Genomic DNA, 22,711 nt, shown 5'->3' on the forward strand with positions numbered 1-22,711 from the left:
GCGAAGTCGAGTCTATGCCGCCCCACCGACGCTCCCGCCCTCGGTCCTGGCGACACGTCGAGACCGGCTTGCGAGCACGGCGTCCGTCGTGAACACCACCAAGGCGATCCAGATCAGCACGAATCCGATCCAGCGTGAGGCAGGCATGTCCTCGTGCAGAACCGCGACACCCCACGCCATCTGGAGTGCCGGCGTCAGATACTGCAGCATGCCCATCGTCGTGAGCGGCACCCGCTGTGCCGCCATGCCGAACAGGAGTAGCGGCAGCGCCGTCACCGGACCGGCGGCCAGCAACAACAGGCTCGGCGAGATCCCGCCGCTCAGGAAGGCACCGGTGCCGGTGACTGCGAGGAAGATCAGGTATCCGAGCGCGAACGGGGCGGCCACCAGGCCCTCGGCCGTCAAGCTGGTCCGCGGGTCGAGCGGCACCACCTTCTTGATCACCCCGTACGTCGCGAACGAGCAGGCCAGAATCAATGCCACTACCGGTGGCTTGCCGAAATCCACGGTGATCACGACCACGGCGACGGCGGCGAGTACCAGCGCGACGACCTGCGACCGCCGCAGTCGTTCCCGGAAGATGACCACCCCGAGCAAGACGCTGACCAGCGGATTGACAAAGTATCCGAGCGCCGCCTCCACAACGCGGCCCGACACCACCGCGTAGATGTACACACCCCAGTTGACCGCGATGGCCACCGAAGCGCCGGACACCAACAGCCATGTCCGCCCGCCCAGACCGCGCAGCGACCCGAGCGTGCGCGTGAGCGCCAACACCAGCAACATCAGTACGAGAGTCCATACCACTCGATGGGCCAGGATCTCAACCGGGTCGGCGAAATCGAGGGCACCGAAAAACGCCGGAAACGCCCCCCACAAAAGGAAGGCCCCGGCTCCGAAGGCGATCCCCGAGGGCATCACCCCTGGCGCCTTCCGGCCGCTCACGGCACCGGACCGTCGTCGGGCCCCGCGGCCACCACATCCACGTACTCGGGCAGGAGTGGGCGAACAGCTGCCAGCCACGGGACACCGTCGTGGGCCATCGCCTCCACCGCTCGGATGCCGGGTTCTGCCGCCAGCGCCTCGAGAGCCGCCGACGTTCCACGAACCACAACCGCCACCGCACATGCACATCCGGAAGAGAGCGCACGCACCGATGCCTGTACCACCTGCACCTGTCGATCGTCCGCACCGCCCGCCGTGGCCAACTGCGTTGCGGCCGTCGCAGCCGAACGCCGAATCGCGACCTCGCTACCTGACACCTTGACCGACGCCAACGGAGTCAGCACCCGATCCATCGGCACTCGGTAGAGCACCTGGGAAACCCGCACGTCCGCAGTCGACGCGACGACGTCGTCGGCGGTCTTCGCCTCGGCGAAGGACACCAGGGCCCATGCCGAACCGTCGACGGCCGACAGCGAGTCGTCAGCGCGATCGAGATACGCTGCCACCGGCTCGCCGTTGTCCGGACCCAGAACGTCCGTGCGGATCAGCGGCGCCGGAACCGGATGCGTGATCCCCGCGACGACCACGACGGCAACAACCACGGCAGCTACCAGCGCGGGAATCAACCCGCGCAGTGTCACGACGACCGGAGTACGTCGAGCGCGTTCTCGAGATCCTTCGGGTACTTGCTCGTGATCTCGACCCAGCGACCGTCGGACGGATGCGCGAACCCCAGGGACACCGCATGCAGCCACTGTCGCTCGAGCCCCAGACGCTCGGCCAGACGCGGGTCGGCGCCGTACGTCAGGTCACCACAACACGGATGCCGCAGCGCCGAGAAGTGCACCCGAATCTGATGGGTACGACCGGTTTCCAGATGCACGTCCAACAAACTCGCGGCCTGGAATGCTTCGATGGTGTCGTAATGCGTGACACTCGGTTTACCGTCTGCGGTCACGGTGAACCGCCAGTCGTTTCCATGATGCCTCCCGATGGGTGCATCGATGGTTCCGCTGCTGGGATCGGGATGGCCCTGCACCAGCGCGTGATAACGCTTGTCGATGGTCCGCTCCTTGAACGCCCGCTTGAGCAGCGTGTACGCCCGCTCGGACGTCGCGACGACCATCACGCCCGATGTTCCCACGTCGAGTCGATGAACAATCCCCTGCCGCTCGTGTGCACCCGAGGTCGAAATCCGGAATCCGGCTGCCGCGAGGCCACCGATCACCGTCGGCCCGGTCCACCCCACACTCGCGTGCGCGGCAACGCCCACCGGCTTGTCGACGGCCACCACGTCGTCGTCGGCGTAGAGAATCTCCATCCCTTCGACCGGGGTCGGGTCGATGGTCAGCGGCCGCGGCGGCTCGGGCAACTGCACCTCGAGCCACGATCCGGCAGTCAATCGATCCGACTTACCGACGGCTACACCGTCCACCTCCACCGCACCTTCCTCGGTGAGTGCGGCAACAGCGGTCCGTGACAATCCGAGCAGCCGCGCCAGACCGGCGTCGACACGCATGGCGTCGAGGCCGTCGGGAACCGGCATCGAACGAGACTCCCTCATTTACCTGCTCCCGTCGAGGTGGTCTTGTGATCTCGGGTCCGCTCACCGTTGGGTTCGAAGCCGAAAAGGGTGAGGACCACGAGGAGTACCGCGCCGCAGACGATCGCGGAATCGGCGACGTTGAACACCGGCCACCAGCCGACCGAGACGAAGTCGACGACGTGTCCGCGCATGAACCCGGGCGACCGGAAGAACCTGTCGGTCAGATTCCCGAGGGCACCGCCGAGTACCAGGCCGAGGCCCAGAGCCCACCACGGCGACCGCAGCGTTCGTCCGATCTTGATCACGCCGACGACCACGCCGATCGCAACCAACGTGAGGATCCACGTCATCGACGTCGCCATCGAGAACGCCGCGCCGGGATTGCGCACCATCGTGAAGGTGACGACGTCACCGATGATCTCGATGGGCTTTCCCGGTTTGACGGCGGCGACGGCCCACACCTTGGTGAGGATGTCCGCGACCAGCACCACGACCGCGATCAGGACGAGCAGACGCAGTCGAAGCGGGCGCAGCACCGCGGTCGTCACCGAGTCCCCAGCGGTCACCGCTTCGGCTTCCGGCTTCGATTGCTTCGACGAGTTCTCGTCTGTCGAGTCGACGAACGGTTGTTCCTCCGCGTGGACATCTCGGTCTGGGTGGTCAGTGCTCACTCGACCATCATCCCTCATGTCCCGAGCGTCACGGTCATCCACTCTGGAACTACAGCTAACCTGGAGCGCGTGCCACTGTTGTCCGCGTCCGGTCGATGCGCCTCCTCCGCTCTCTCCGCTCTTGCCCTCGTGACATTTCTCACCGCGTGCGGGAGCACCGAAGGATCGTCCGATCCGGGCACCGCAGCACAAGCCGAGGTGACCATTCCCTTCAGCGCCGCTCGGGTCGAGGTACTCGACGCCGGACGCGAACCACGGGAAGTCCTACGTATGGACGCGGCCACCGGGACGGGTCAATCGACGACGTTGACCACCTCGAGCCAGGTGACCCAACAGATCGACCAACAGCCGGCCCAGGACTTCTCCTCACCGGAGACGACCATCCCGCTCGAGGCGGAGGTGTCCTCGGCGGTATCGAGCGAGTCACCCAACACCGTCATCGACATGACCCTGTCCGGGATGTCCACCCCGGACACGACGATGCAGGCCGCCCTCGACGGCGCCGACGGCTCTCGGGCGGGACTGAGCGTCACCGCAGCCGGCGCCGTCACCGCGCTGCGCCTTCGACCATCCACCGCCGCCCCCAATCCGGCGCGCGCTGCCATCGAGCAGGCGTTCGGCCAGGCGGTTTATCGCACTGTCGCCCTACCGGATTCAGCCGTCGGTATCGGTGCGCGATGGGTCATCCGACAAGATGTCACCAGCGAGATAGCACTCGACCAGATCACCACGGTCACGTTGACCGCGAAGGAAAACACTCGACTGACGCTGACGGTCGAGGTGAATCAGACACCGAAGAACCCCGTGTGGGAGTTGGCAGGCGATGCCGGAACTCTCAACATCGACCAGTACGTGATGACGGGGACGGGAACCGTCACCATCGATACCGGCCTTCCGCTTCCGGTGGCCGGCGCCATGACCGTCGGCGGGGATCAGTCGTACAGCGATCCAGGCGGACAATCGGTAATTCGCCAGACCATCGCCAATTCCATCCGGTGGTCCGAATGAGGCGCGGTCAATTCCTCGTTCCGGCGGTCTGTGGAGCCCTGACCGTGCTGGCGATGAGCGGCTGCAGCTCGAACGACGCCCAATCCCAAGACGCCGGTAGCGCCTCCTCGGCCGTCGTGCCGCCTACCGTGGCGATGCCGACGTTCACCCCACTCGCCCCGGCCGCGCCGCTACGCGGTACTCCGCCGGACGGAGCCGCCCTGGCCGATTCGGCGCTGACGACCACCGATCTGCCTGCCGGATTCACCGTCAATCCCGATCCCGTAGCGGATCTCGACCTCGCCCCGGCACCGGCGGATGCGGACACCGACAAGTCGACCACCGACCCCGCCGCCTGTTCCGCTGTACTCGAACCGATTTCGGCTCAGATCGGTCGAACAGCGGCTGCGCACTCGGTGATGTTCACCGGACCAGGCTTCACCAGCATCGACCAGGATCTCGCGAGCTTCACCGACGGGCCCGCCACCGAAGCGGCCTTCGATCGACTCCAGTCGACCCTGGCCGGCTGTGGTTCCTATTCGGGAACCGATGCCGACGGCACCTCGGTGCGATACACCCTCGGCGCAGGCACCGTACCGATGGTCGGCGATACTTCGTTTTCATTTCGAATCATCACCGAGAGTGCAGGTTTCACCCTGGTCACCGATGTCGTCACGGTAGCGGTAGGCGCCAGTTTGACTCAGGTATCCGCCACCGGACCTACCCCGATCGCGGCAGATACCCTCGGGGCTCTGGCCCGTACCGCAGCAGACCGGCTCGCCGCGCACTCCTGAGAGTTCCGGTGCGGCGCCTACCAGGCGCCGGCCTCCGGGAGGGTTCGCCGCGCCGTCGCGGCAGACCGATGCATCCGCAACCCGTCCACCGGAGCAATACCAGTTGAGCAGAGAACCGACTTGCCGCCCCATACCCCGTGCGACGGAACGCTTTCAGCACTGAAAGCACCACACACGAGCGAACGGCCACCGACACTCCCCAGGGAGGTCGACGGCCGTTCGAGGTGACGCGGAAGGTCAGATCACGCTGCGCACGCAGGCGTGGTCAATCCGGCCATCGCGACGATGGTGCACGCAGTGACCTTGGCCAGCTTCCAGGTGCCGTCCTCGTAGACGAACGAAGCCTGCGAGCTCGGCAGTGCCTGGCCGTTGACGATGATGTTCAGCGAGGCAGAAGCGGTGTCGCTTCCGGTATCGACGACGGGATCGACGATCTCGACCTGGGCGTTGTTCGCCTTGGCCGCCGCGACAACCTGGTTGATCAACTCGGGATCAGCTTCGGATCCCTGGACGAGGCTGGTCTTGTCCCCGGCCGGAACACCCTCGTCGAGTGCCTGCGTGAGCTTTTCGTTGAGCTCGGCAGCGGTCGGCAGGGCTGCGGCAGGCTCGTCGACCGTCGTGGTGGTGGCGGCCGCTGCCGCGGACGTGGTGGTCGACGCCGTGGTGGTGGTGTCCGTCTTGTTGTCGTCCGAGCTACATGCGGTCATTGCCAGAGCGGCGGCGACGGCGACGGCGGCAACTGTCATCTTGCGAATCATCAAGTTCTCGGTCCTATTCATTCGGGTGTTCACATTCGAGAGCGAGGCGAACAACATGCGTCTTCGAAGGTCCTGGACAACATTACCCAACGGTAAGACGAAAAAGTCTAAGGACATCCTCAGAGAAGGCTCGCCACCGCGTCGGCCACGTCGAGAACATCGTCGGCATCGGTGAAAGTCTTGGCAATACCCGAACCCGTAGTGCGGGTTTCGAACCTGACCGTGACCACGCCGTGTCCGGCGCCCTGGACCCAACCGTGTCCATATTCTGGATGCCGAACATCAAGGCCTGGATGCCACTGTCGTTCCGGTACTCGCGCGACGACCGGCATCTCGAGGCCGAATCCGGTCGACGAATCGCCGTGATAGCCCGGAACATCCTGATCCAACTCGGGAAAGAGCGAACCTTGCCGCACCGTCGACAGACCCGCGAAACCCACTCCCACCAACCTGATCGGCCCCAACTCCAACGGATCGATCACCTGCCGCTGAGCCGTTGCGATGAGCACCTGCCGATCCAACGTCGCGTACGGAAGCGTCACCGAACGTGTCAACACACTCATATCCGACTTCCTCAATTTGAGAACCACCGTCCGCGCCGCCCGGCCGTCCTTCGCCAACCGAGAGAATGCCGAACTACCGCTCGCCTCGACGGCATTGCGCAACTGCGCCATCGTCACGATGTCGGTGGCAAACGTCGACTCCGCGCTGATCTGCTTGGCCTCGGCCCGCTCCGCCACCGGACGATCGTCGATTCCCTGCGCCATCCGATGCAAACCCGGGCCCATCGTCGTTCCCAGAATGGCTGCGACCTCGGCCGTCGGTGTTCGCGCGAAACCCCCGATCGTCTCGATGCCCAACCGTTTGAGCTTCTCCTCGGCAACCGGACCGATGCCCCACAACTTGCGAACCGGCAGGGCATCGAGCAACGCACGCTGCTCCCCTGCACTGACCACCGTCACGCCGTTCGGCTTCGCCAGGCCGGACGCGATCTTCGCGACCTGTTTTCCGGTTCCCGCGCCGATCGACGCGACCAATCCCGTCTCGGCGAGCACCAACGCCCGCAGATCTTCACAGAATGCACGAACCTCGGCCGCTGTCGCTCCCGCGAGTTCGTGGGGTTCGCCGAACGCCTCGTCGACCGACAACTGCTCGAGGATCGGCATGCGAAGCCGCAGCGCGTCGAACGCACGCTTGCTCAAGACGGAATACAGCGACATACGCGGTGGCAACACCACGGCGCGTGCACCCACCAGCCGGCGAGCCTGATGCATCGGCATCGCCGAGCGGGCACCGAATTGTCGAGCTTCGTAGCTGGCACCTGCCACCACACCACGGCCGCCGAGCCCGCCGACCAGCACGGGCCGCCCCCGTAGCGTCGGCCTGGTGAGCTGTTCCACGGACGCGAAGAACGCATCCATGTCGAGATGGAGCACCCAGCGCCGGCTTCGAGTGCCATCACTTTCGTTCATCGGCCCGAACTGCTCTCTTCAGCGAAGGTGACGCGCACCCGATTCCACTTTCGTACCCGAGAATGCACGCTACCCCGACGCTCGGACAATTACGGAGCATCGGGGTAGCAGAACCGTCTCGATCGGCGCGTTCAGGCCTTGGTGATCGACGCCCTTATTCCGTCACCGAGATCGACGGCACCGTCGCCGGCCTCACCGACCGCAAACGAGGTGGCCAGAACTTCACCGGCGATCAGATCACCGTGACGCGTCGCCCACTCCGCGACGTCCTGCGGGACCTCGAGCACCACCGTGATCCGGTCGGAGACATCCAAACCGGCCGAACGACGCGCGTCCTGCAGCTGACGGACCCGGTCCTTGGCCCACCCTTCTGCCTCGAGCTCCTCGGTCACCGCTGAATCCAGCACCACGAGCCCCGCACCACCAGGCAGAGCCGCAGTCGAATCAGGCTCGGCCGCAACCAGTTTCTGCGTGTACTCCGAGGGAAGGAGTTCGATGCCTGCCGCGACCACGACGCCGTCCGCATTCTCGGTCCAGTCGCCCGCCTTGACCGCCTTGATGACCGTCTGCACGGTCTTGCCCAGACGCGGGCCGGCGGCACGAGCGTTGACCGCGATCTCGAACCGGCCGTGCACGTCGACGTCCTCGGTCAGGTCGACCTTCTTGACGTTGACCTCGTCGGCGATCAGTCCGAGGAACGGACGCAACCGCTCGGCATCGGGCGCCGCCACCGTCACCTCGGGCAACGGCAACCGCACCCGCAGGTTCTGGGCCTTGCGCAGGCTCAGCACCGTCGAGCACACCGTACGAACGTCGTCCATCGCCACGACCAGTTCCGGATCGCCCGGCAGTTCGGTCTCGGACGGCCAATCCGCCAGATGCACAGAACGCCCACCGGTCAGTCCGCGCCAGATCACCTCGGACACCAGCGGCAACAGCGGTGCGGCCAGCCGGGTCACCACTTCGAGGACCGTGTGGAGCGTATCGATGGCGTCCCGATCTTCGTCCCAGAAACGCGAACGAGACCGCCGCACATACCAGTTGGTGAGCGCGTCACAGAACTGACGGAGCTCGTCGCATGCACCGGCGATGTCGTTGACCTCGAGCGCGTCGGTGATCGCATCGCGGGTCCCAGCCAACTTGGCAAGGATGTACCGGTCGAGGATGTTCGCCGAATCAGTGCGCCATACACCGGATTCCGGGGCATAGAGCTGCAGGAAGCTCCACGCGTTCCACAGTGGCAACAGAGCGTGCCGCACGCCTTCACGGATACCCTGCTCGGTCACGATCAGATTTCCGCCACGAAGGATCGGCGAAGACATCAGGAACCAACGCATGGCATCACTGCCGTCACGGTTGAACACCTCGTTGACGTCCGGGTAGTTACCCTTGGACTTACTCATCTTGAGGCCGTCGTCACCGAGGACGATGCCGTGCGCAGCAACGGTTTTGAAAGCCGGACGGTCGAACAGCGCAGTCGCCAGAACATGCAAGGTGTAGAACCACCCCCGGGTCTGACCGTTGTACTCGACGATGAAATCGCCCGGGAAGTGCCCCTCGAACCAATCACGATTCTCGAAAGGGTAGTGAACCTGGGCGTACGGCATGGAGCCCGACTCGAACCAGCAGTCCAACACCTCGGGCACACGCCGCATCATCGACTTGCCGGTCGGATCATCCGGGTTCGGCCGCACCAGATCGTCGATCATCGGGCGATGCAGATCCGTCGGACGCACGCCGAAATCGGCCTCCAACTGATCGAGTGACCCGTACACGTCGGTGCGAGGATACTGTGGATCGTCCGACACCCACACCGGGATCGGGCTGCCCCAGTATCGGTTTCGGCTGATGTTCCAGTCGCGAGCGCCTTCGAGCCATTTACCGAACTGGCCGTCACGGATGTGCTCGGGTACCCAGGTGATGTCCTTGTTCAGCTCGACCATGCGATCACGGAACTTGGTGACGGCAACGAACCAGGACGGCACGGCCATGTAGATGAGCGGCTGCCCACTACGCCAGCTGTGTGGGTAGGAGTGCTCGATCGTCTCGTGACGCAACAACTTTCCGAGCGCCTTGAGATCCTTGATGATCACGGGGTTGGCGTCGAAGACCATCAGGCCCTCGTACGGCGGCACCATCGACGTGAACTTTCCACCCGGATCGAGAGGCTGTACCACCTCGATACCGTGTGCCGTCGCCACGTCCATGTCCTCTTCACCGAAAGCCGGTGCGAGGTGCACGATTCCGGTACCGGAATCGGTAGTGACATAGTCCGCCGACAAGACCACGTGCGAATTCGGATGACCCACGAAGAAATCGAACGGCGGAGTGTACGACAAACCGACGAGCTCACTGCCCTTGTGCCGCGAAAGGACCTCGGGGTCCTCGCCCAGCTCACGCGAGTAATGCGCGACCCGCGCTTGCGCGAGCACGTAGCGATTTCCGTCCGCTCCGGAGACCTGCACGTAATCCACATCGGGGTGCACCGCAGTAGCCAAGTTCGAGGGCAGCGTCCACGGCGTGGTGGTCCAGATGATCGCGTTGGCACCGTCGAGCGGAGAATCCGGAGCCACCAACGGCATCGCAACCGTCACGGCGGGATCTTGACGCATCTTGTATGCGTCGTCGAGGCGGGTTTCCTGATTCGACAACGGCGTCTGCTCGTACCAGCTGTACGGCAGTACCCGGAAACCCTGATAGATCAGGCCCTTGTCGTGCAATTCCTTGAACGCCCACATCACCGACTCCATGAAGTCGACGTCGAGCGTCTTGTAATCGTTGTCGAAGTCGACCCAGCGCGCCTGTCGAGTGACGTACTCGCGCCATTCGTCGGTGTACTTCAGAACCGAACTCTTGCAGTACTCGTTGAATGTGGCCAGACCCATGACCTCGATCTCGGCTTTGTCCTTGATGCCGAGCTGCTTCTCCGCTTCGAGTTCGGCCGGAAGACCATGACAGTCCCATCCGAAGCGACGATCGACCTTGCGGCCTCGCATGGTCTGGAACCGCGGCACCAGATCCTTGACGTATCCGGTCAGGAGGTGGCCGTAGTGCGGAAGACCGTTCGCGAAGGGCGGTCCGTCGTAGAAGACGAACTCCTCGCTGTCCTCCCGATTGGCGATCGACGCCCGAAACGTGTCGTCGTCAGCCCACTGCTCGAGAACCTTCTGTTCCAGCTCGGGGAACTTCACGCCCGAATCCGCAGCAACGCCGTAATCGACCCGCGGATACCTGTTGTTGACCACTAGACCTCCTCGTGCCCATGTGACTCGGCACGGGGACGACATGGCGCTTTTGCTTCCACACCGCGGTACCACCCCGCTTGCACCTCACGACCGGTTCGATGACCGTGCACGCCAGGTGCCTCTCTGCAATGAGCGATGACGGGCTCTCCCGTTCGGTTCTACCAGGCGATCTCACGACGAAACGACGCGAGAAAACCGTTCTTCCGAAAGCTCCCCGGTGATTGCCGGATCTCAGCCACGTTGTTCAGTTATCGCCCGAAGGTCCCGAATCGGCCGGGCGCGACCGGCCCGGTCCGGATTCGGTGTCGACAGTACTCGTATCTTCGTGCCGGTGCTGCCCGGCCGAGCTTTCGGGTAGCTGCGATTTCTTACCGCCCAGGTGCGCTGACGAGGAGGAGTACCGCACCGATGATACAAACACCGATACATGCCCATGCCCAGATCACCGACCCCGTTGTCAGAGCCACGACCAGCAGGGCGAATCCCACCCCGGCGAGAACCAGCGTCAAGACCAACACGATTCAACCCTCGACCGGTCGGACAAGATGAGCCGAAGATACGTTCTCGGTCAGCTGTTGCCCTTGGCGAAGGACGGACTGAAGGACTCTTGTCCACCATCGACGGGAACAGCCGAACCACGCTGCTCGAGTTCCTCGAGCTGCGACTCCAGGTAGGACTTGAGCCGTACCCGGTACTCCCGCTCGAACGTCTTGAGCTGCTCGATCCGGCCTTCGAGGACCGAACGCTGCTGGTTGATGGTCGCCATGATCTCGGTGTGCTTCTTCTCGGCATCAGCCTTGAGCGCGTCGGCCTTCTCCTGTGCCTGACGAAGCTGGGTTTCGGACCTCGTCTGCGCATCCGTCAGCATGGCTTCGGACTTGTTGCGCGCGTCGGCGATCATTCCGTCGGCCTTGCCCCGAGCTTCACTCATCAGTTGCTCGGAATTGGTCCGGGCGCTGCCGAGAAGTTGCTCGGACTCCGACTTCGCATCACTGGTCAGGCGGTCGGCCATCTCCTGAGCCAGACCCAGAACCTTGGCTGCCTGCATGTGCGTGTCGCCACTGGGCGCGGGAGCGGGCGCGGCGGCGGGAACCGGAGCTGCGACAGGTGCGGGCTTGGGCGGCTCGACCACCCGCACCGGTTCCGGCTTAGGCTGCGCCACCACCGGCTGAGCGCTGACCGGCGCCTTCTTGGCAGCGGAAAGCTCCTGATCCAGCTCGTTCACACGCTGGCGCAGGTCTGCGTTCTCCTCGATGAGCTGCGAAAGTGCCTGCTCGACGAGGTCGAGAAACGCATCGACTTCGTCTTCGTTGTAGCCACGCTTGCCGATAGGCGGCTTGCTGAACGCAACATTGTGCACGTCAGCTGGAGTCAGTTGCGGCATGGAAGGATCCCTTCACGCGTCATTAGGCGGTCTAGCAAGCATTCAGTTGCAGCACAGTCTACGGAGTGGCAAACCGCCATATGGGTTATACGTTCCATTCTGGCACACCACCCCTTCGTCTGCGCTCAGCGAACAACCGACATCAGGATGATGACGATGAAAAGCAAGACCATGATTGATAGATCCAGTCGAACTCCACCCAGATTGATCGGAGGGATCAACCTGCGTAAAAGTTTCACCGGTGGATCTGTGATCGTGAAAACTGCTTCGAGTATTACCGCGACCAATCCGCTCGGACGCCAATCTCGGGCGAAAGAACGGACGAACTCGACAATTACCCTGCCGATCAATAACAGCCAAAACACGACCAGCACTAGATAGATCACAGAGAGAAGCACGTCCACCACTTCACTCTGCCTGACTTCCACGCAGTGTCCAAAACGGACACACCGTGAAAATTGTCCGCCGCCGGCCGCGCAGGCCCCCGCCGCGGCTGTTGATCCCGGTCATGTTAGCGCCGTGGTAACCCGTCGATGTCTGGCAAGACGCCTCGTCCCCCCGAGACTGGTACGCGGCATCTGTCCTGATCATCAGGCTATCTGAAGTCGAGAAAATCATTTTTGGCTGTAAAAGCCCGTCTCCGCGATACGACGGCGCTCCTCGGCCGAGACGTCGATGTCGGCTGGTGAGAGAAGAAACACTTTCGTGGCAACTTTGTCGAAAGATCCGCGCAGAGCGAACGCCAATCCGGCAGCGAAATCGACCAGTCGCTTCGCATCGGCATTGCTCATGTCCACCAGATCCATGATCACCGGTGTCCCGTCACGAAAACGCTCGCCGATCGTGCGGGCCTCCGCATAACTCTGCGGACGTAACGTCGTGATCTTCGCCATCGGACCACCATCGTCGAGCGGGGCGACGGCACGTCGCGGTTCGGGTCGATCGGAACGAGCGTCGACAGCAAGGTTTCCACGACTCGCCGGACGCGGGGCCATTGCCGGTCGCGGACTGCGGGCGCTCACCGAATCGACACGCTGGCGGGACTCGTACCTGTCGAAGTCCTGTTCCTCGTCGCGTCGACTCGCGGGGTAAGCGGCCTTCGAGAACGTCGGCTCCGCGAATTCGCGGTCGTCACGCTCGGCATAACCATCGTGACGTCGCGCCGGCCGACGAGCCTGCTCCGGCTCCTCGACATATTCGTCCTCGTAGTCATCGAGAGGAACCATGCCGAAGTACGCCTTGAACTTGTGTAGGTTGCTCATTGATCGACCTTCCTTGGCGCGGCGGATTTGATCCGACTGCGACCGGTCGCAGCGGTGTGGACGGGTTGGGCGATCACCAGAGCGATCAAGTCGAGATTACTTGTCGTGAGCCGAGTAGTGCAGTTCCGACACGCACGCACGTCGATCCGTGGCGCACCGCAGCCTCCAGATCACCGGTCATACCTGCCGACAATTCGACGGCACCGGGATGCGTCCGAAGAACAGCGTCGTGTGTGCGTCGGAGGATGTCGAACTGCACATCCGGGTCGGAGCCCAGCGGCGGTACCGCCATCAACCCCGCGAATTCGAGGCCCTCGGTCGCGGCGATCCGATCGGCAAGGACACCGACATCCGCGACCGGAACGCCACCGCGACTCGGATCAGCGTCCAGACTGACCTGAACGAGCGCTCGAAGCGGCTCGGTTCTCCCGCCGTCGGACAACACGTCGACAGCGGCCCGACCCAAGGCGTCGACCAGACGCGCGCTGTCGACCGAGTGAATGGAATGAGCCCACTGCGCAACCGACCTGGCCTTGTTGCGTTGCAGACGCCCGATCATGTGCCATCTGACCGGTTCGTCGACACGTTCGGTCGACCCGAAGTCGGCGACCTTCGCCACCGCCTCCTGCTCCCGGGACTCGCCGAACTCTCGAACACCGAGATCGTAGAGAATTTTCGCATCGGACGCCGGAAAGAACTTGGTGACCGGTAGCAAGGCGACATCGGACATCGAACGGCCGGCCGCACTGCACGCCTGGGACAACCGGGTACGAACAGACTCGAGCGCCGACGAAATCTCGTCGATCCGGGCCAGATCATCGCTGTTGCTCATTCGGTTCACCCCTGGCCGAGCCGATCGACGGACGACGCGTCCATCCAGATCACCGCGGCCTGCCGACCGGTGACCGACTCACGCCGATGGCTGAACAGAGCCTTGTCCTCGATCGTGCAGCGCGGATCCTCGGCCACCCCGGACACTCCGGCCGCCAACAACTGCTTGCGAATCCCAGCCCGAAGATCAAGCCCCGGAGTGCCCTTGACGGTACGAGTTGCGCTTCCCGGCAGGTGCTTTTCGACGTCTGCACGCATGTGCGCAGGAACCTCGTACTGCCTGCCGCTGGCAGCGGGCCCCAGGAATGCACCGATCCTGCTCACCTCCGCACCCTGACGAACCATCTCGTCCAGCACCCGCGGCACGATACCGATACGAGCACCCACTCGGCCCGCGTGCACGGCCGCGATGACACCGGCGCTCTCGTCCGAGAGCAAGACCGGCACACAGTCGGCACTCAGCGTCGCCAAGGCCAGACCCGGCACCGTCGTCACCAGAGCATCTGTTGCGGCAATCACCTCGTTCGTCGGTTCAGTCACCACGGTGACGTTGCGTGAGTGAATCTGTTCCATCCAGACGAGATGGTCGGGTTCGACGCCGATCTCTCGGGCCAGCCGGCGACGATTGGCCAAGACAGCGTCCAGATCGTCACCGACGTGATCGCCGAGATTGAAAGAATCGTAAGGGGCAACCGAGGCACCACCGGTCCGACTGGTCACGACACGGCGAGCACGAATCGGGTTGGACGACTGCCGGGCAGTCGGGGCTGGGCTGCTCGGGGCGGGATTACTCGGGGCAGGGTTACTCAAGGTGAGGGCGCTCGCAAACGTCGAATCGAATGGTGTGTGGCATTTCCGCGACCGGATGGCCGACCACGACAACAGGGTACCCAGAAAATCCGGGCACCCTGTCGATCTGGCTGAGTGACGTACGCGTCAGCGGCGCATGAACACCGGTACGTCGACGTCGTCGTCACCGTCGTCGTCCTGCGGCGGCAGATGGCGCGGCGCCGTCCCCAGTGGCGGCAAGCTGCCCTGCCCGATGGGTTCACGCGCGGGCGGAAGCGGTTGCTCGGCTGGGGTCTCCGCGCCCACGGGTGACCGTCCGACCTCCCCGGCTCGACCGGCACCGATAGGTCCACGTCCCGGAGCAGCCGACTCGACCGGTCGACGGGCAGGCGCACCTCCGTCGAACCCGGCAGCGATGACCGTCACCCGGACCTCGTCGCCGAGCGAGTCGTCGATCACCGTTCCGAAAATGATGTTGGCGTCGATGTGCGCAGCCTCCTGCACCAGCGAGGCGGCCTCGTTGATCTCGAACAGACCGAGATCGCTGCCACCGGCGATGGACAGCAGGACACCACGGGCACCCTCCATCGACGCTTCGAGAAGCGGGGAGTTGATGGCGGATTCGGCAGCCTTGATGGCGCGCCCCTCGCCACGCGAGGAGCCGATACCCATCAGTGCGCTACCGGCACCGGACATGACACCCTTGACGTCTGCGAAGTCGACGTTGATCAGACCGGGGGTCGTGATGAGGTCGGTGATGCCCTGGACGCCGTTGAGGAGTACCTCGTCAGCGCTGCGGAACGCGTCCATCAGACTTACCGCCGCATCACCCAACTGCAGCAACCGGTCGTTGGGAATGACGATCAGCGTGTCGCAGGATTCGCGCAACGCCTGAATTCCGGTGTCCGCCTGTCCCCCACGGCGCTTGCCCTCGAACGAGAAGGGTCGTGTCACGACACCGACGGTCAGCGCTCCGAGCTTGCGGGCGATGCTGGCCACGACGGGTGCGCCGCCGGTCCCCGTTCCGCCCCCTTCACCAGCGGTGACGAAGACCATGTCGGCACCCTTGATGACCTCTTCGATTTCGTCCTTGTGATCTTCTGCTGCCTTCCGACCCACCTCGGGGTCGGCGCCCGCTCCGAGCCCGCGGGTCAGCTCTCGACCGACGTCGAGTTTGACGTCGGCGTCACTCATCAGCAGCGCTTGCGCATCGGTGTTGACCGCGATGAACTCGACTCCCTTGAGTCCCTGTTCGATCATCCGGTTGACGGCATTGACGCCGCCGCCGCCGATGCCGACGACCTTGATTACGGCGAGGTAGTTGTGCGGGGGCGTCATCGGCTCTCGCCTTCCGTGTCGTGTTACGCGCTGTTTGTCTTTTTCCAAGGTAAAGCTGGTGTTCTCGCGGGGCCTTCGACGAAAACCCTCAACCACAGGCTTAGGGTTATGTCAAGTGTGGTGCCTGAGACGAAACGCTATGCACCGCCATGGCAATCCGCCACTAGGCGCGCCGTGGCTTTCCGAAGTATTTGCGCCGGTTCACCGCACCGTCGGAAGATCAGGACTGGAGACGTCGTACGTCTGCCCCGGCTGGGTCAGCAGCGGGAGCGTCACCGCCGCCTTACGATCCGATTTCTCGGCGCCTCCCCAGTTTACTATGCGACCGTCGAGCAACGTGAGCGAGACATTCGAAATCGACCTGGCAGCAACCTCTCCCACCTGGGCCCGAAGATCGGGCGGCAAAGCCGTCAGCACTGTCAGCGCCGCCGCTGTCGGCGCGTCGTTCCACCCTGGCGTCGCGGTCACCAACCGCGGAACGCCTGGCGGCGGCACCCCCATCTCGAAGTCCACACCCTTCTCGTCCAGAAGATGCGCGCCTTCGGGAGAATCCACGAACACCGCGGGCACCCGCTCGGTGACAGTCACGCGGATCGTAGACGGGTACATCCGCTGGACGCGGGCACTGGACACCTTGGGGATCGTCGCCACCCGCGCTGCCGCAGCACCGGTGTCGACCCGGAGCAGCGGCTGTCCACTCGGAACGTCGAGGAGTTCGAGTATCTGCTCCCGACCTACTGTGCTCGCCCCCACCACTTCGGTCTCACGGACCGACAACAACGGCGAGAACCACACAGTCACAGCAACACCCACGATCAGCACCACCACCACCGACACGATCAGCGTCGGCCGTCGAAACCACTTCCTCGGTGGGCCCGACGCGACCGGCGGTTCCGCCGGTCGCGTCGAGTATCGCGACCGAGTCCGCTGCTCCCGGCGACGCGAACCGGTCGCCTGCCTGGACTTCGTATCACGACGTCCGCGACGACTCCGAGGATCCGACGTCATCGCGCGGAGCTGCGGTGGGGCGCCGAACCCAGAGCATCGAGGATCTGCTTGCCCAGCATGGTCACATCACCTGCACCCATCGTGATGACGATGTCACCGGGGTACGCCAAACCCGCGACCTGCCGCGGCACCAAGGACAAATCAGGCTGATAGTGAACGGATTTCGTGACCTGCTGCGCGATCAGCGCACCACTGACGCCCGGCAACGGTTCTTCACGGGCCCCGTACACATCGAGCACGACCACCTCGTCGGCCAGGTCCAACGCCTGCGCGAACTCGGTGGCGAAGGTGGCGGTCCGCGAATACAGGTGTGGTTGGAACACGACCACGACGCGACCGGCAGCCGAGTTCGTCGACGACGAATCGTCACGGGGGCGAACCAGATCCGCCGCCGCTCCGAGCACAGCACGAACCTCGGTGGGGTGATGGGCGTAATCGTCGAACACTCGCACGCCACGCTCACGGCCGGTGAACTGGAAGCGGCGATGCACTCCCCCGAAACCGGCCAGGCCTTCCACGATCTCGCCGACCTCGGCCCCGGCTTCGCGGGCGGCGAGCAACGCCGCCAGCGCGTTCGAGGCCATGTGCCGCCCCGGCACCGACATGCGGATCGTACGAGCCGAATCCTCCCCGGCGATCTGGAACTGCAACACCCCGCCGACATCATGGGCGTGGAATCCGAGTAGTCGAACACCGACCTCGACTCCGTCGACGCTCGCGAACGCCGAACCGTCGGCTACCGCATCGCTGTCGGCCGAACCGTAACCGAGAACACGGATATCGGTACGGTCCGACGCCACAATGCGCTTGGCTAGATCCGCCGATCCCGGATCGTCGAGGCACGCGATCACCAGTCCACCCGGCTGCAGTTTGTCGACGAAGTCGTCGAATACCTGCACGTACGCCTCGGCACTGCCGAAGTAGTCGAGGTGATCTGCCTCGATGTTGGTCACGACGACGACATCGGGGTCGTACTGCAGAAGCGATCCGTCACTCTCGTCGGCCTCGGCGACGAACACGTCACCGCTGCCGTGGTGCGCGTTGGTACCGGCTTCGTTCAGCTCACCACCGACCGCGAACGACGGATCGAAACCGCAGTGCTGCAAAGCAACCACCAGCATCGAGGTCGTCGACGTCTTGCCATGCGTACCCGAGACCAGCAACGTCCGATTTCCCTGCATCAGCGAGGCCAGTACAGCGGGACGAAGGATCACCGGAATTCCCCGGCGACGCGCCTCGACGAGTTCCGGATTGTCCTTCGGGATCGCGGCATGGGTCGTCACGACAACCGTGGGACCCCCGGGCAGAAGATCGAGTGCATCACCGGAATGGCCGATCCGAACCTGCGCGCCGCGTGCGCGCAGCGCCAGCACTCCGCGACTCTCCTTCGCGTCGGAACCCGACACGAGCCCGCCTCGCGAGAGCAGGATTCGCGCGATACCGGACATGCCGGCACCACCGATACCGACCATGTGAACCCGCTCCAGATGCGCAGGCAGCGCGGTCATCGATTTCCCCTCGAGTTCTCGTGTGCCGATCGGTTCTTCGCCGCGATGTCCAGCACGATGCCGGCGATCTGCGACGCGGCAGTTCGATGGCCGACGTCGGCGGCGCCGCGGCTCATCTTCGCGAGTCGGTCGCTGTCCGTCAGGAGCGAGACGACATCGTCTGCAACGTAGTCGGGAGTGAGGCCGTCGTCGGAGACCAGGACCGCACCGCCGGCAGCCACCACCGGCTTTGCGTTCAACTCCTGCTCGCCGTTTCCGTGAGGCAAGGGAACATAGACGGCGGGCAATCCGACAGCGGACACTTCCGCCACCGTCATGGCACCGGATCGGCAGATGGTCGCGTCGGCGGCGGCATACGCAAGATCCATTCGGGACAGGTACGGCACCGCCACATAGGGCGCGGCGTCACTGAACTGAGGGACCGTCAACGAGTTCTTGGGCCCGTGCGCATGCAACACCGAGATTCCCGCCTCGGCAAGTTGGCGGGCAGCGCCGGACACCGCGTCGTTGAGAGACTTCGCTCCTTGAGAACCACCGAAGACCAGCAACACGGGACCCTCCGCCGGCAGACCGAAGTACTCCCGTGCCTGCGCCCGCAATCCCGCACGATCGAAATCGGCTATCGAGGCCCGAACCGGGATCCCGACGACATCAGCGTCCTGCGCGCCACGATTGCGTACCCCGGAACCCGGCACGGCGGCAAGCACGCGGGTGGCGAACCGGGCACCGATCTTGTTGGCGATACCGGCACTCGCGTTGGCTTCGTGAATGACCACCGGGATCGCCGTGCGGCGACGCAGCAGCCCCCGACGCGCAGCGAGATAGGCGGGCAATGCCACGTAGCCACCGAAGCCCACGACGACGTCCGCGTCGACGGCGTCGAGTATCGCCCGAGTCCGGCGCACCGAACGCACCAGTCGCGTCGGCAACTTCAGCAGGTCCACGGTGGGCTTACGCGGAAGCGGCACCGGAGGTATCAGTTCAAGGGTGTAGCCGCGAGCAGGCACCAACGTGGTCTCGAGTCCCCGCGCCGTGCCCAGAGCGGTGATCCTCGTGTCCGCTCGTGCGGCACGTACCGCGTCGGCCACCGCCAGAGCGGGTTCGATGTGCCCGGCGGTACCCCCGCCTGCCACCACTATCGACAGCGCCGATTCTGTGCCACTCACCTACTGATTCCTCGCTCTCGATAACCTTGATGATCTTGTCGGTGATCTTGTCGGTGATCTTGTCGACCACGCGTCGGCACCTGCCGACCTCGTCCATTCTGCCCTGTACCGACGGCCCTTCTCCCCCGCGTCGAGGTGCGGTCACCCGCGACGTCGGAAGCACGCCGTTCCCGAGGCTCGAGCGCCCGCCGATTCTGTGCAGCGTTACCCCGACGAGGAGGGTCGATCTGGCGAGCGCGGCCCGGCCGACGCAGAGGTCTACCGGCCACCGGTGGCCGGTACAGAACTGGCTTCGGCAGCCGCAACAGTCGCGAGATCTTCCCGTCCTGCCCCGAATTGAGTGCAGCGACGGCCTCGGGTTCGTGCCGGGCGGCATTGGCGATGACGCCGAACATGAACAGGGTGATCGCCAACGACGAGCCGCCTGCGGACACCAACGGCAACTGCAACCCGGTCACCGGTAGCAGGCCGATGACATAGCCGATGTTGATCATGGCCTGACCGACTATCCACGTTGTCGCGGTGGCGGAGAGAATCCGCCAGAACGGATCGATACTGCGCGCCGCGATTCGGAGCCCGGTGTAGACGAAGACCGCGAAAAGACCGATCACCACGAGGCACCCGATGAACCCGAGCTCCTCTCCGATGATCGCGAAGATGAAGTCGTTGTGCGCGTTGGGCAGATAACTCCACTTGGCGACACTCTGTCCGAGCCCCCGACCGAGGATGCCTCCGTCTGCCAGCGAATACAGGGCCTGTTTCGCCTGGTAGTTGGCACCTTGAAGGTCGTCACCCGGATTGAAGAACGCTTTGACGCGATCGGATCGGTAGCCGGCCGTGACCGCCAGGATTCCCGCTATCACAATTCCGGTGAGCGCGATGGAACCGAACATCTTGAGCGGCAGACCACCGAACCACAACAACGCTCCGACGATGATTCCGAGCGCGATGGTCGTGCTGAGGTTCGGTTGGGCCACGACGAGGGCGAATACCAGCAGCGCAGCCGGTACCAGGGGAACCAGGATCGAACGCACCGATCGGTCGTCCTGACGCCTCGACGCCAACAGGTGTGCGCCCCAGATCGCCAACGCCACCTTCATGATCTCGGACGGCTGCAACGAGAAGCCGCCGACGGTGAACCAACGGCGCGCGCCCTGCGACACCGTGCCGATCCCCGGAATGAGCACCAGAACCAGCATGATCAGGACGATCACGAACAACGGGAACGAATACTGGCGCAGCACTCGCGCCGGAATCCTGAGGGCGATGTAGAACATCACCGCACCGAGCAGCGCGAACACGACCTGTTGAGTGAACAACGAATACGCGGACTCGCCGTTGGCATACTGCTCCACCCCGGACGCGGACAACACCATCACCAGCCCGAGAACGGTCAACATGACCGCGATGGTGACGACCAGGTGGAACGACGCCAGTGGACGTGCCAGCCAGGCACCGATGCGGGTCTTGGGACCCGGTGTCATCAGGAGATCCCGGTCTCGTTCGGGGCATTCGAGACGTCGGCGGCCAGACGAGCCACGGCCGACGCGAAACAATCCCCCCGGTGGCCGTAACTCTCGAACTGGTCGAACGACGCGGCCGCCGGGGCGAGAACGACCGCGCTACCGGCGGTCGCCAACCCCACTGCCTCTCGAATCACGGCATCCATCACCTCGTCCGAGCTCGCGTCGGCTGCCAATCGCACCGACCGCGAGTCCCGAACGTCGTTTACGCTCACCACTGCATCGTCCTCCGTGATCACACGGACAACGCGAACGTCGGGTGCGTGTCGCGCCAGCGCCTCGTCGATCTGTCCGGCGTCACGGCCGATCAGCACGGCACCGGACAAGCGCGCACGCACGTCGACGACCAGATCGTCGACGCTCGCCCCCTTCAGTAGTCCGCCCGCGACCCACACGACGTCGTCGTGGGCGAGGATCGATGGCCTGGCAGCATGCGGATTGGTTGCCTTGGAGTCGTCGATGTACACCACTGCACCGACCGTACCGACAACGGCACCGCGATGCGGTCCCACTCGGTGTGCTGCCAAACCGGCACGTACCGCGTCGACCCCGAAACCGGCGGCCCGAGCCAGCGCTGCCGCAGCAAGCGCGTCCATCACACCGGCCGGTCCGGCCGGATCGATCGACGCCGCGTCTGCCAGCCGGAGCCTGTCGCCGAACGCGTTGTCGATCAGAGCGCCGTCCTCGACCCCGAACTCTCCCGATGCCGGGACGCCGAGGCGAAATCCGACAACCCGATCTGCGGGCGAACGGCGCCCCAGTTCCGTGGCGGTCTCGTCGTCGAGCCCCACCACCGCGATCTCGCCGCTGAGCGCGCCGGCTTTCGCCTGAGCGTAGGCCGCCATTCCGCCGTGCCAGTCCAGGTGGTCTTCGGCGACATTGAGAACGACACCGGCGGCCGGACGGACCGACGGCGCCCAGTGCAACTGGAACGAGGACAATTCCACCGCGAGGTAGTCGACCCGCGGCGCAGTCTCGCGCAACGCGGCCAGGACCGGCAGACCGATGTTTCCGCACGCACGGCCCGACACACCGGCCGCGTCGAGGATCGAAGCAAGCATCGACGTCGTGGTCGTCTTCCCGTTGGTACCGGTGACCACGAGCCAGGTGCGCGGCGGGCCGTAGAGACCGCTGTGATCGACTCGCCACGAGAACTCGACGTCGCCCCAGATCGGAATGCCGTGGCCGGCCGCCGCCGCGAGTATCGGAGAGTCCGGCCGAAAGCCGGGGCTGGTGACGACGAGTTCAAAGGTGCGGATCGATTCGGGGTCGGATTCGATCGATTCGACGGTGACGGTGTCGGCACCGAGCTCCGCGCACCGCGACGCGAACTCGAGAGTGGAATCGGCGACCGTCACCGTTGCCCCGAGTTCGACGAGCGGCTCGATGGTCGCCTGCCCGGACACCCGACCGCCGGTGACGAGTACGCGCGCACCGCGCAGCCAGGTCAGGTCGTATTCGGTCGCTGTCGACATGCTCACGTG

Annotated in this window: 21 protein-coding genes; 2 read left to right on the plus strand and 19 right to left on the minus strand. The window is 64.5% G+C overall.

The genetic code is table 11. The features are described from left to right. Window positions 1-12: 12 nt before the first annotated feature. From rarD to lspA, 4 genes are read right to left on the minus strand one after another with little or no spacing between them, the layout of a single operon-like run. Window positions 13-945, minus strand: a complete 933-nt coding sequence (gene rarD / locus ABH922_RS12165) for an EamA family transporter RarD (RefSeq protein ID WP_424807165.1) — start codon at window positions 943-945, stop codon at window positions 13-15. Continuing rightward, on the minus strand, window positions 942-1,586 hold the full coding sequence (locus tag ABH922_RS12170) for a hypothetical protein (RefSeq protein WP_424807166.1): 645 nt from the start codon (window positions 1,584-1,586) through the stop codon (window positions 942-944). Before ABH922_RS12170 ends, rarD begins: the two co-directional genes overlap by 4 nt. Continuing rightward, window positions 1,583-2,509 (minus strand): RluA family pseudouridine synthase, encoded by a 927-nt coding sequence (locus ABH922_RS12175; RefSeq protein WP_424807167.1) that lies wholly within the window; start codon window positions 2,507-2,509, stop codon window positions 1,583-1,585. Before ABH922_RS12175 ends, ABH922_RS12170 begins: the two co-directional genes overlap by 4 nt. Further along, window positions 2,506-3,057, minus strand: coding sequence for a signal peptidase II (lspA, locus tag ABH922_RS12180; protein ID WP_424809648.1), 552 nt, complete (start codon window positions 3,055-3,057; stop codon window positions 2,506-2,508). Before lspA ends, ABH922_RS12175 begins: the two co-directional genes overlap by 4 nt. Before the next feature lie 174 nt (window positions 3,058-3,231). On the opposite strand from lspA, the gene ABH922_RS12185 reads away from it, so the two are divergent. Continuing rightward, window positions 3,232-4,170, plus strand: a complete 939-nt coding sequence (locus ABH922_RS12185; protein WP_424807168.1) for a hypothetical protein — start codon at window positions 3,232-3,234, stop codon at window positions 4,168-4,170. Then, the gene (locus tag ABH922_RS12190) at window positions 4,167-4,943 is read left to right on the plus strand and encodes a sensor domain-containing protein (protein ID WP_424807169.1); all 777 of its coding nucleotides are present in this window, start codon (window positions 4,167-4,169) and stop codon (window positions 4,941-4,943) included. Before ABH922_RS12185 ends, ABH922_RS12190 begins: the two co-directional genes overlap by 4 nt. A gap of 242 nt (window positions 4,944-5,185) precedes the next feature. On the opposite strand, the gene ABH922_RS12195 is transcribed toward ABH922_RS12190, so the two are convergent. The 15 genes from ABH922_RS12195 to murD form a co-directional block, all read right to left on the minus strand. After that, on the minus strand, window positions 5,186-5,704 hold the full coding sequence (locus tag ABH922_RS12195; RefSeq protein ID WP_424809649.1) for a hypothetical protein: 519 nt from the start codon (window positions 5,702-5,704) through the stop codon (window positions 5,186-5,188). A gap of 116 nt (window positions 5,705-5,820) precedes the next feature. Further along, entirely contained in the window at window positions 5,821-7,173 is a 1,353-nt protein-coding gene (locus tag ABH922_RS12200) for a DNA polymerase IV (protein WP_424807170.1), read from the minus strand. Between the two features lie 131 nt (window positions 7,174-7,304). After that, window positions 7,305-10,418 carry an isoleucine--tRNA ligase gene (ileS, locus tag ABH922_RS12205; RefSeq protein ID WP_424807171.1) on the minus strand — a complete coding sequence of 1,038 codons (3,114 nt, stop codon included), beginning with the start codon at window positions 10,416-10,418 and terminating at the stop codon, window positions 7,305-7,307. A 368-nt stretch (window positions 10,419-10,786) separates the two neighbouring features. Then, window positions 10,787-10,936, minus strand: coding sequence for a hypothetical protein (locus ABH922_RS12210; RefSeq protein WP_424807172.1), 150 nt, complete (start codon window positions 10,934-10,936; stop codon window positions 10,787-10,789). A 50-nt stretch (window positions 10,937-10,986) separates the two neighbouring features. Further along, the gene (locus ABH922_RS12215) at window positions 10,987-11,802 is read right to left on the minus strand and encodes a DivIVA domain-containing protein (RefSeq protein WP_424807173.1); all 816 of its coding nucleotides are present in this window, start codon (window positions 11,800-11,802) and stop codon (window positions 10,987-10,989) included. A gap of 125 nt (window positions 11,803-11,927) precedes the next feature. Next, the gene (locus ABH922_RS12220) at window positions 11,928-12,206 is read right to left on the minus strand and encodes a YggT family protein (RefSeq protein ID WP_424807174.1); all 279 of its coding nucleotides are present in this window, start codon (window positions 12,204-12,206) and stop codon (window positions 11,928-11,930) included. A 210-nt stretch (window positions 12,207-12,416) separates the two neighbouring features. Then, window positions 12,417-13,064, minus strand: a complete 648-nt coding sequence (locus ABH922_RS12225) for a cell division protein SepF (protein WP_424807175.1) — start codon at window positions 13,062-13,064, stop codon at window positions 12,417-12,419. An 85-nt stretch (window positions 13,065-13,149) separates the two neighbouring features. Continuing rightward, window positions 13,150-13,896: a YggS family pyridoxal phosphate-dependent enzyme gene (locus tag ABH922_RS12230; protein WP_424807176.1), complete on the minus strand. Its 747-nt coding sequence runs from the start codon at window positions 13,894-13,896 to the stop codon at window positions 13,150-13,152. 5 nt (window positions 13,897-13,901) lie between these two features. Further along, the gene (gene pgeF, locus ABH922_RS12235; protein WP_424809650.1) at window positions 13,902-14,633 is read right to left on the minus strand and encodes a peptidoglycan editing factor PgeF; all 732 of its coding nucleotides are present in this window, start codon (window positions 14,631-14,633) and stop codon (window positions 13,902-13,904) included. A gap of 198 nt (window positions 14,634-14,831) precedes the next feature. Then, window positions 14,832-16,022 (minus strand): cell division protein FtsZ, encoded by a 1,191-nt coding sequence (gene ftsZ / locus ABH922_RS12240; protein ID WP_424807177.1) that lies wholly within the window; start codon window positions 16,020-16,022, stop codon window positions 14,832-14,834. A gap of 201 nt (window positions 16,023-16,223) precedes the next feature. Next, entirely contained in the window at window positions 16,224-16,862 is a 639-nt protein-coding gene (locus ABH922_RS12245) for a cell division protein FtsQ/DivIB (protein ID WP_424809651.1), read from the minus strand. A gap of 164 nt (window positions 16,863-17,026) precedes the next feature. After that, window positions 17,027-18,538, minus strand: coding sequence for a UDP-N-acetylmuramate--L-alanine ligase (murC, locus tag ABH922_RS12250; RefSeq protein WP_424807178.1), 1,512 nt, complete (start codon window positions 18,536-18,538; stop codon window positions 17,027-17,029). Continuing rightward, window positions 18,535-19,704 (minus strand): undecaprenyldiphospho-muramoylpentapeptide beta-N-acetylglucosaminyltransferase, encoded by a 1,170-nt coding sequence (gene murG, locus ABH922_RS12255; protein WP_424807179.1) that lies wholly within the window; start codon window positions 19,702-19,704, stop codon window positions 18,535-18,537. Before murG ends, murC begins: the two co-directional genes overlap by 4 nt. After that, window positions 19,701-21,188, minus strand: coding sequence for a putative lipid II flippase FtsW (gene ftsW / locus ABH922_RS12260; protein ID WP_424807180.1), 1,488 nt, complete (start codon window positions 21,186-21,188; stop codon window positions 19,701-19,703). Before ftsW ends, murG begins: the two co-directional genes overlap by 4 nt. Further along, window positions 21,188-22,702: a UDP-N-acetylmuramoyl-L-alanine--D-glutamate ligase gene (murD, locus tag ABH922_RS12265; RefSeq protein WP_424809652.1), complete on the minus strand. Its 1,515-nt coding sequence runs from the start codon at window positions 22,700-22,702 to the stop codon at window positions 21,188-21,190. The genes ftsW and murD overlap by 1 nt, the downstream gene beginning before the upstream one ends. Between the last annotated feature and the right edge of the window lie 9 nt (window positions 22,703-22,711).

The sequence above is a fragment of the Rhodococcus sp. 27YEA15 genome (genome assembly GCF_049739425.1).
Lineage (GTDB): Bacteria > Actinomycetota > Actinomycetes > Mycobacteriales > Mycobacteriaceae > Rhodococcus_F.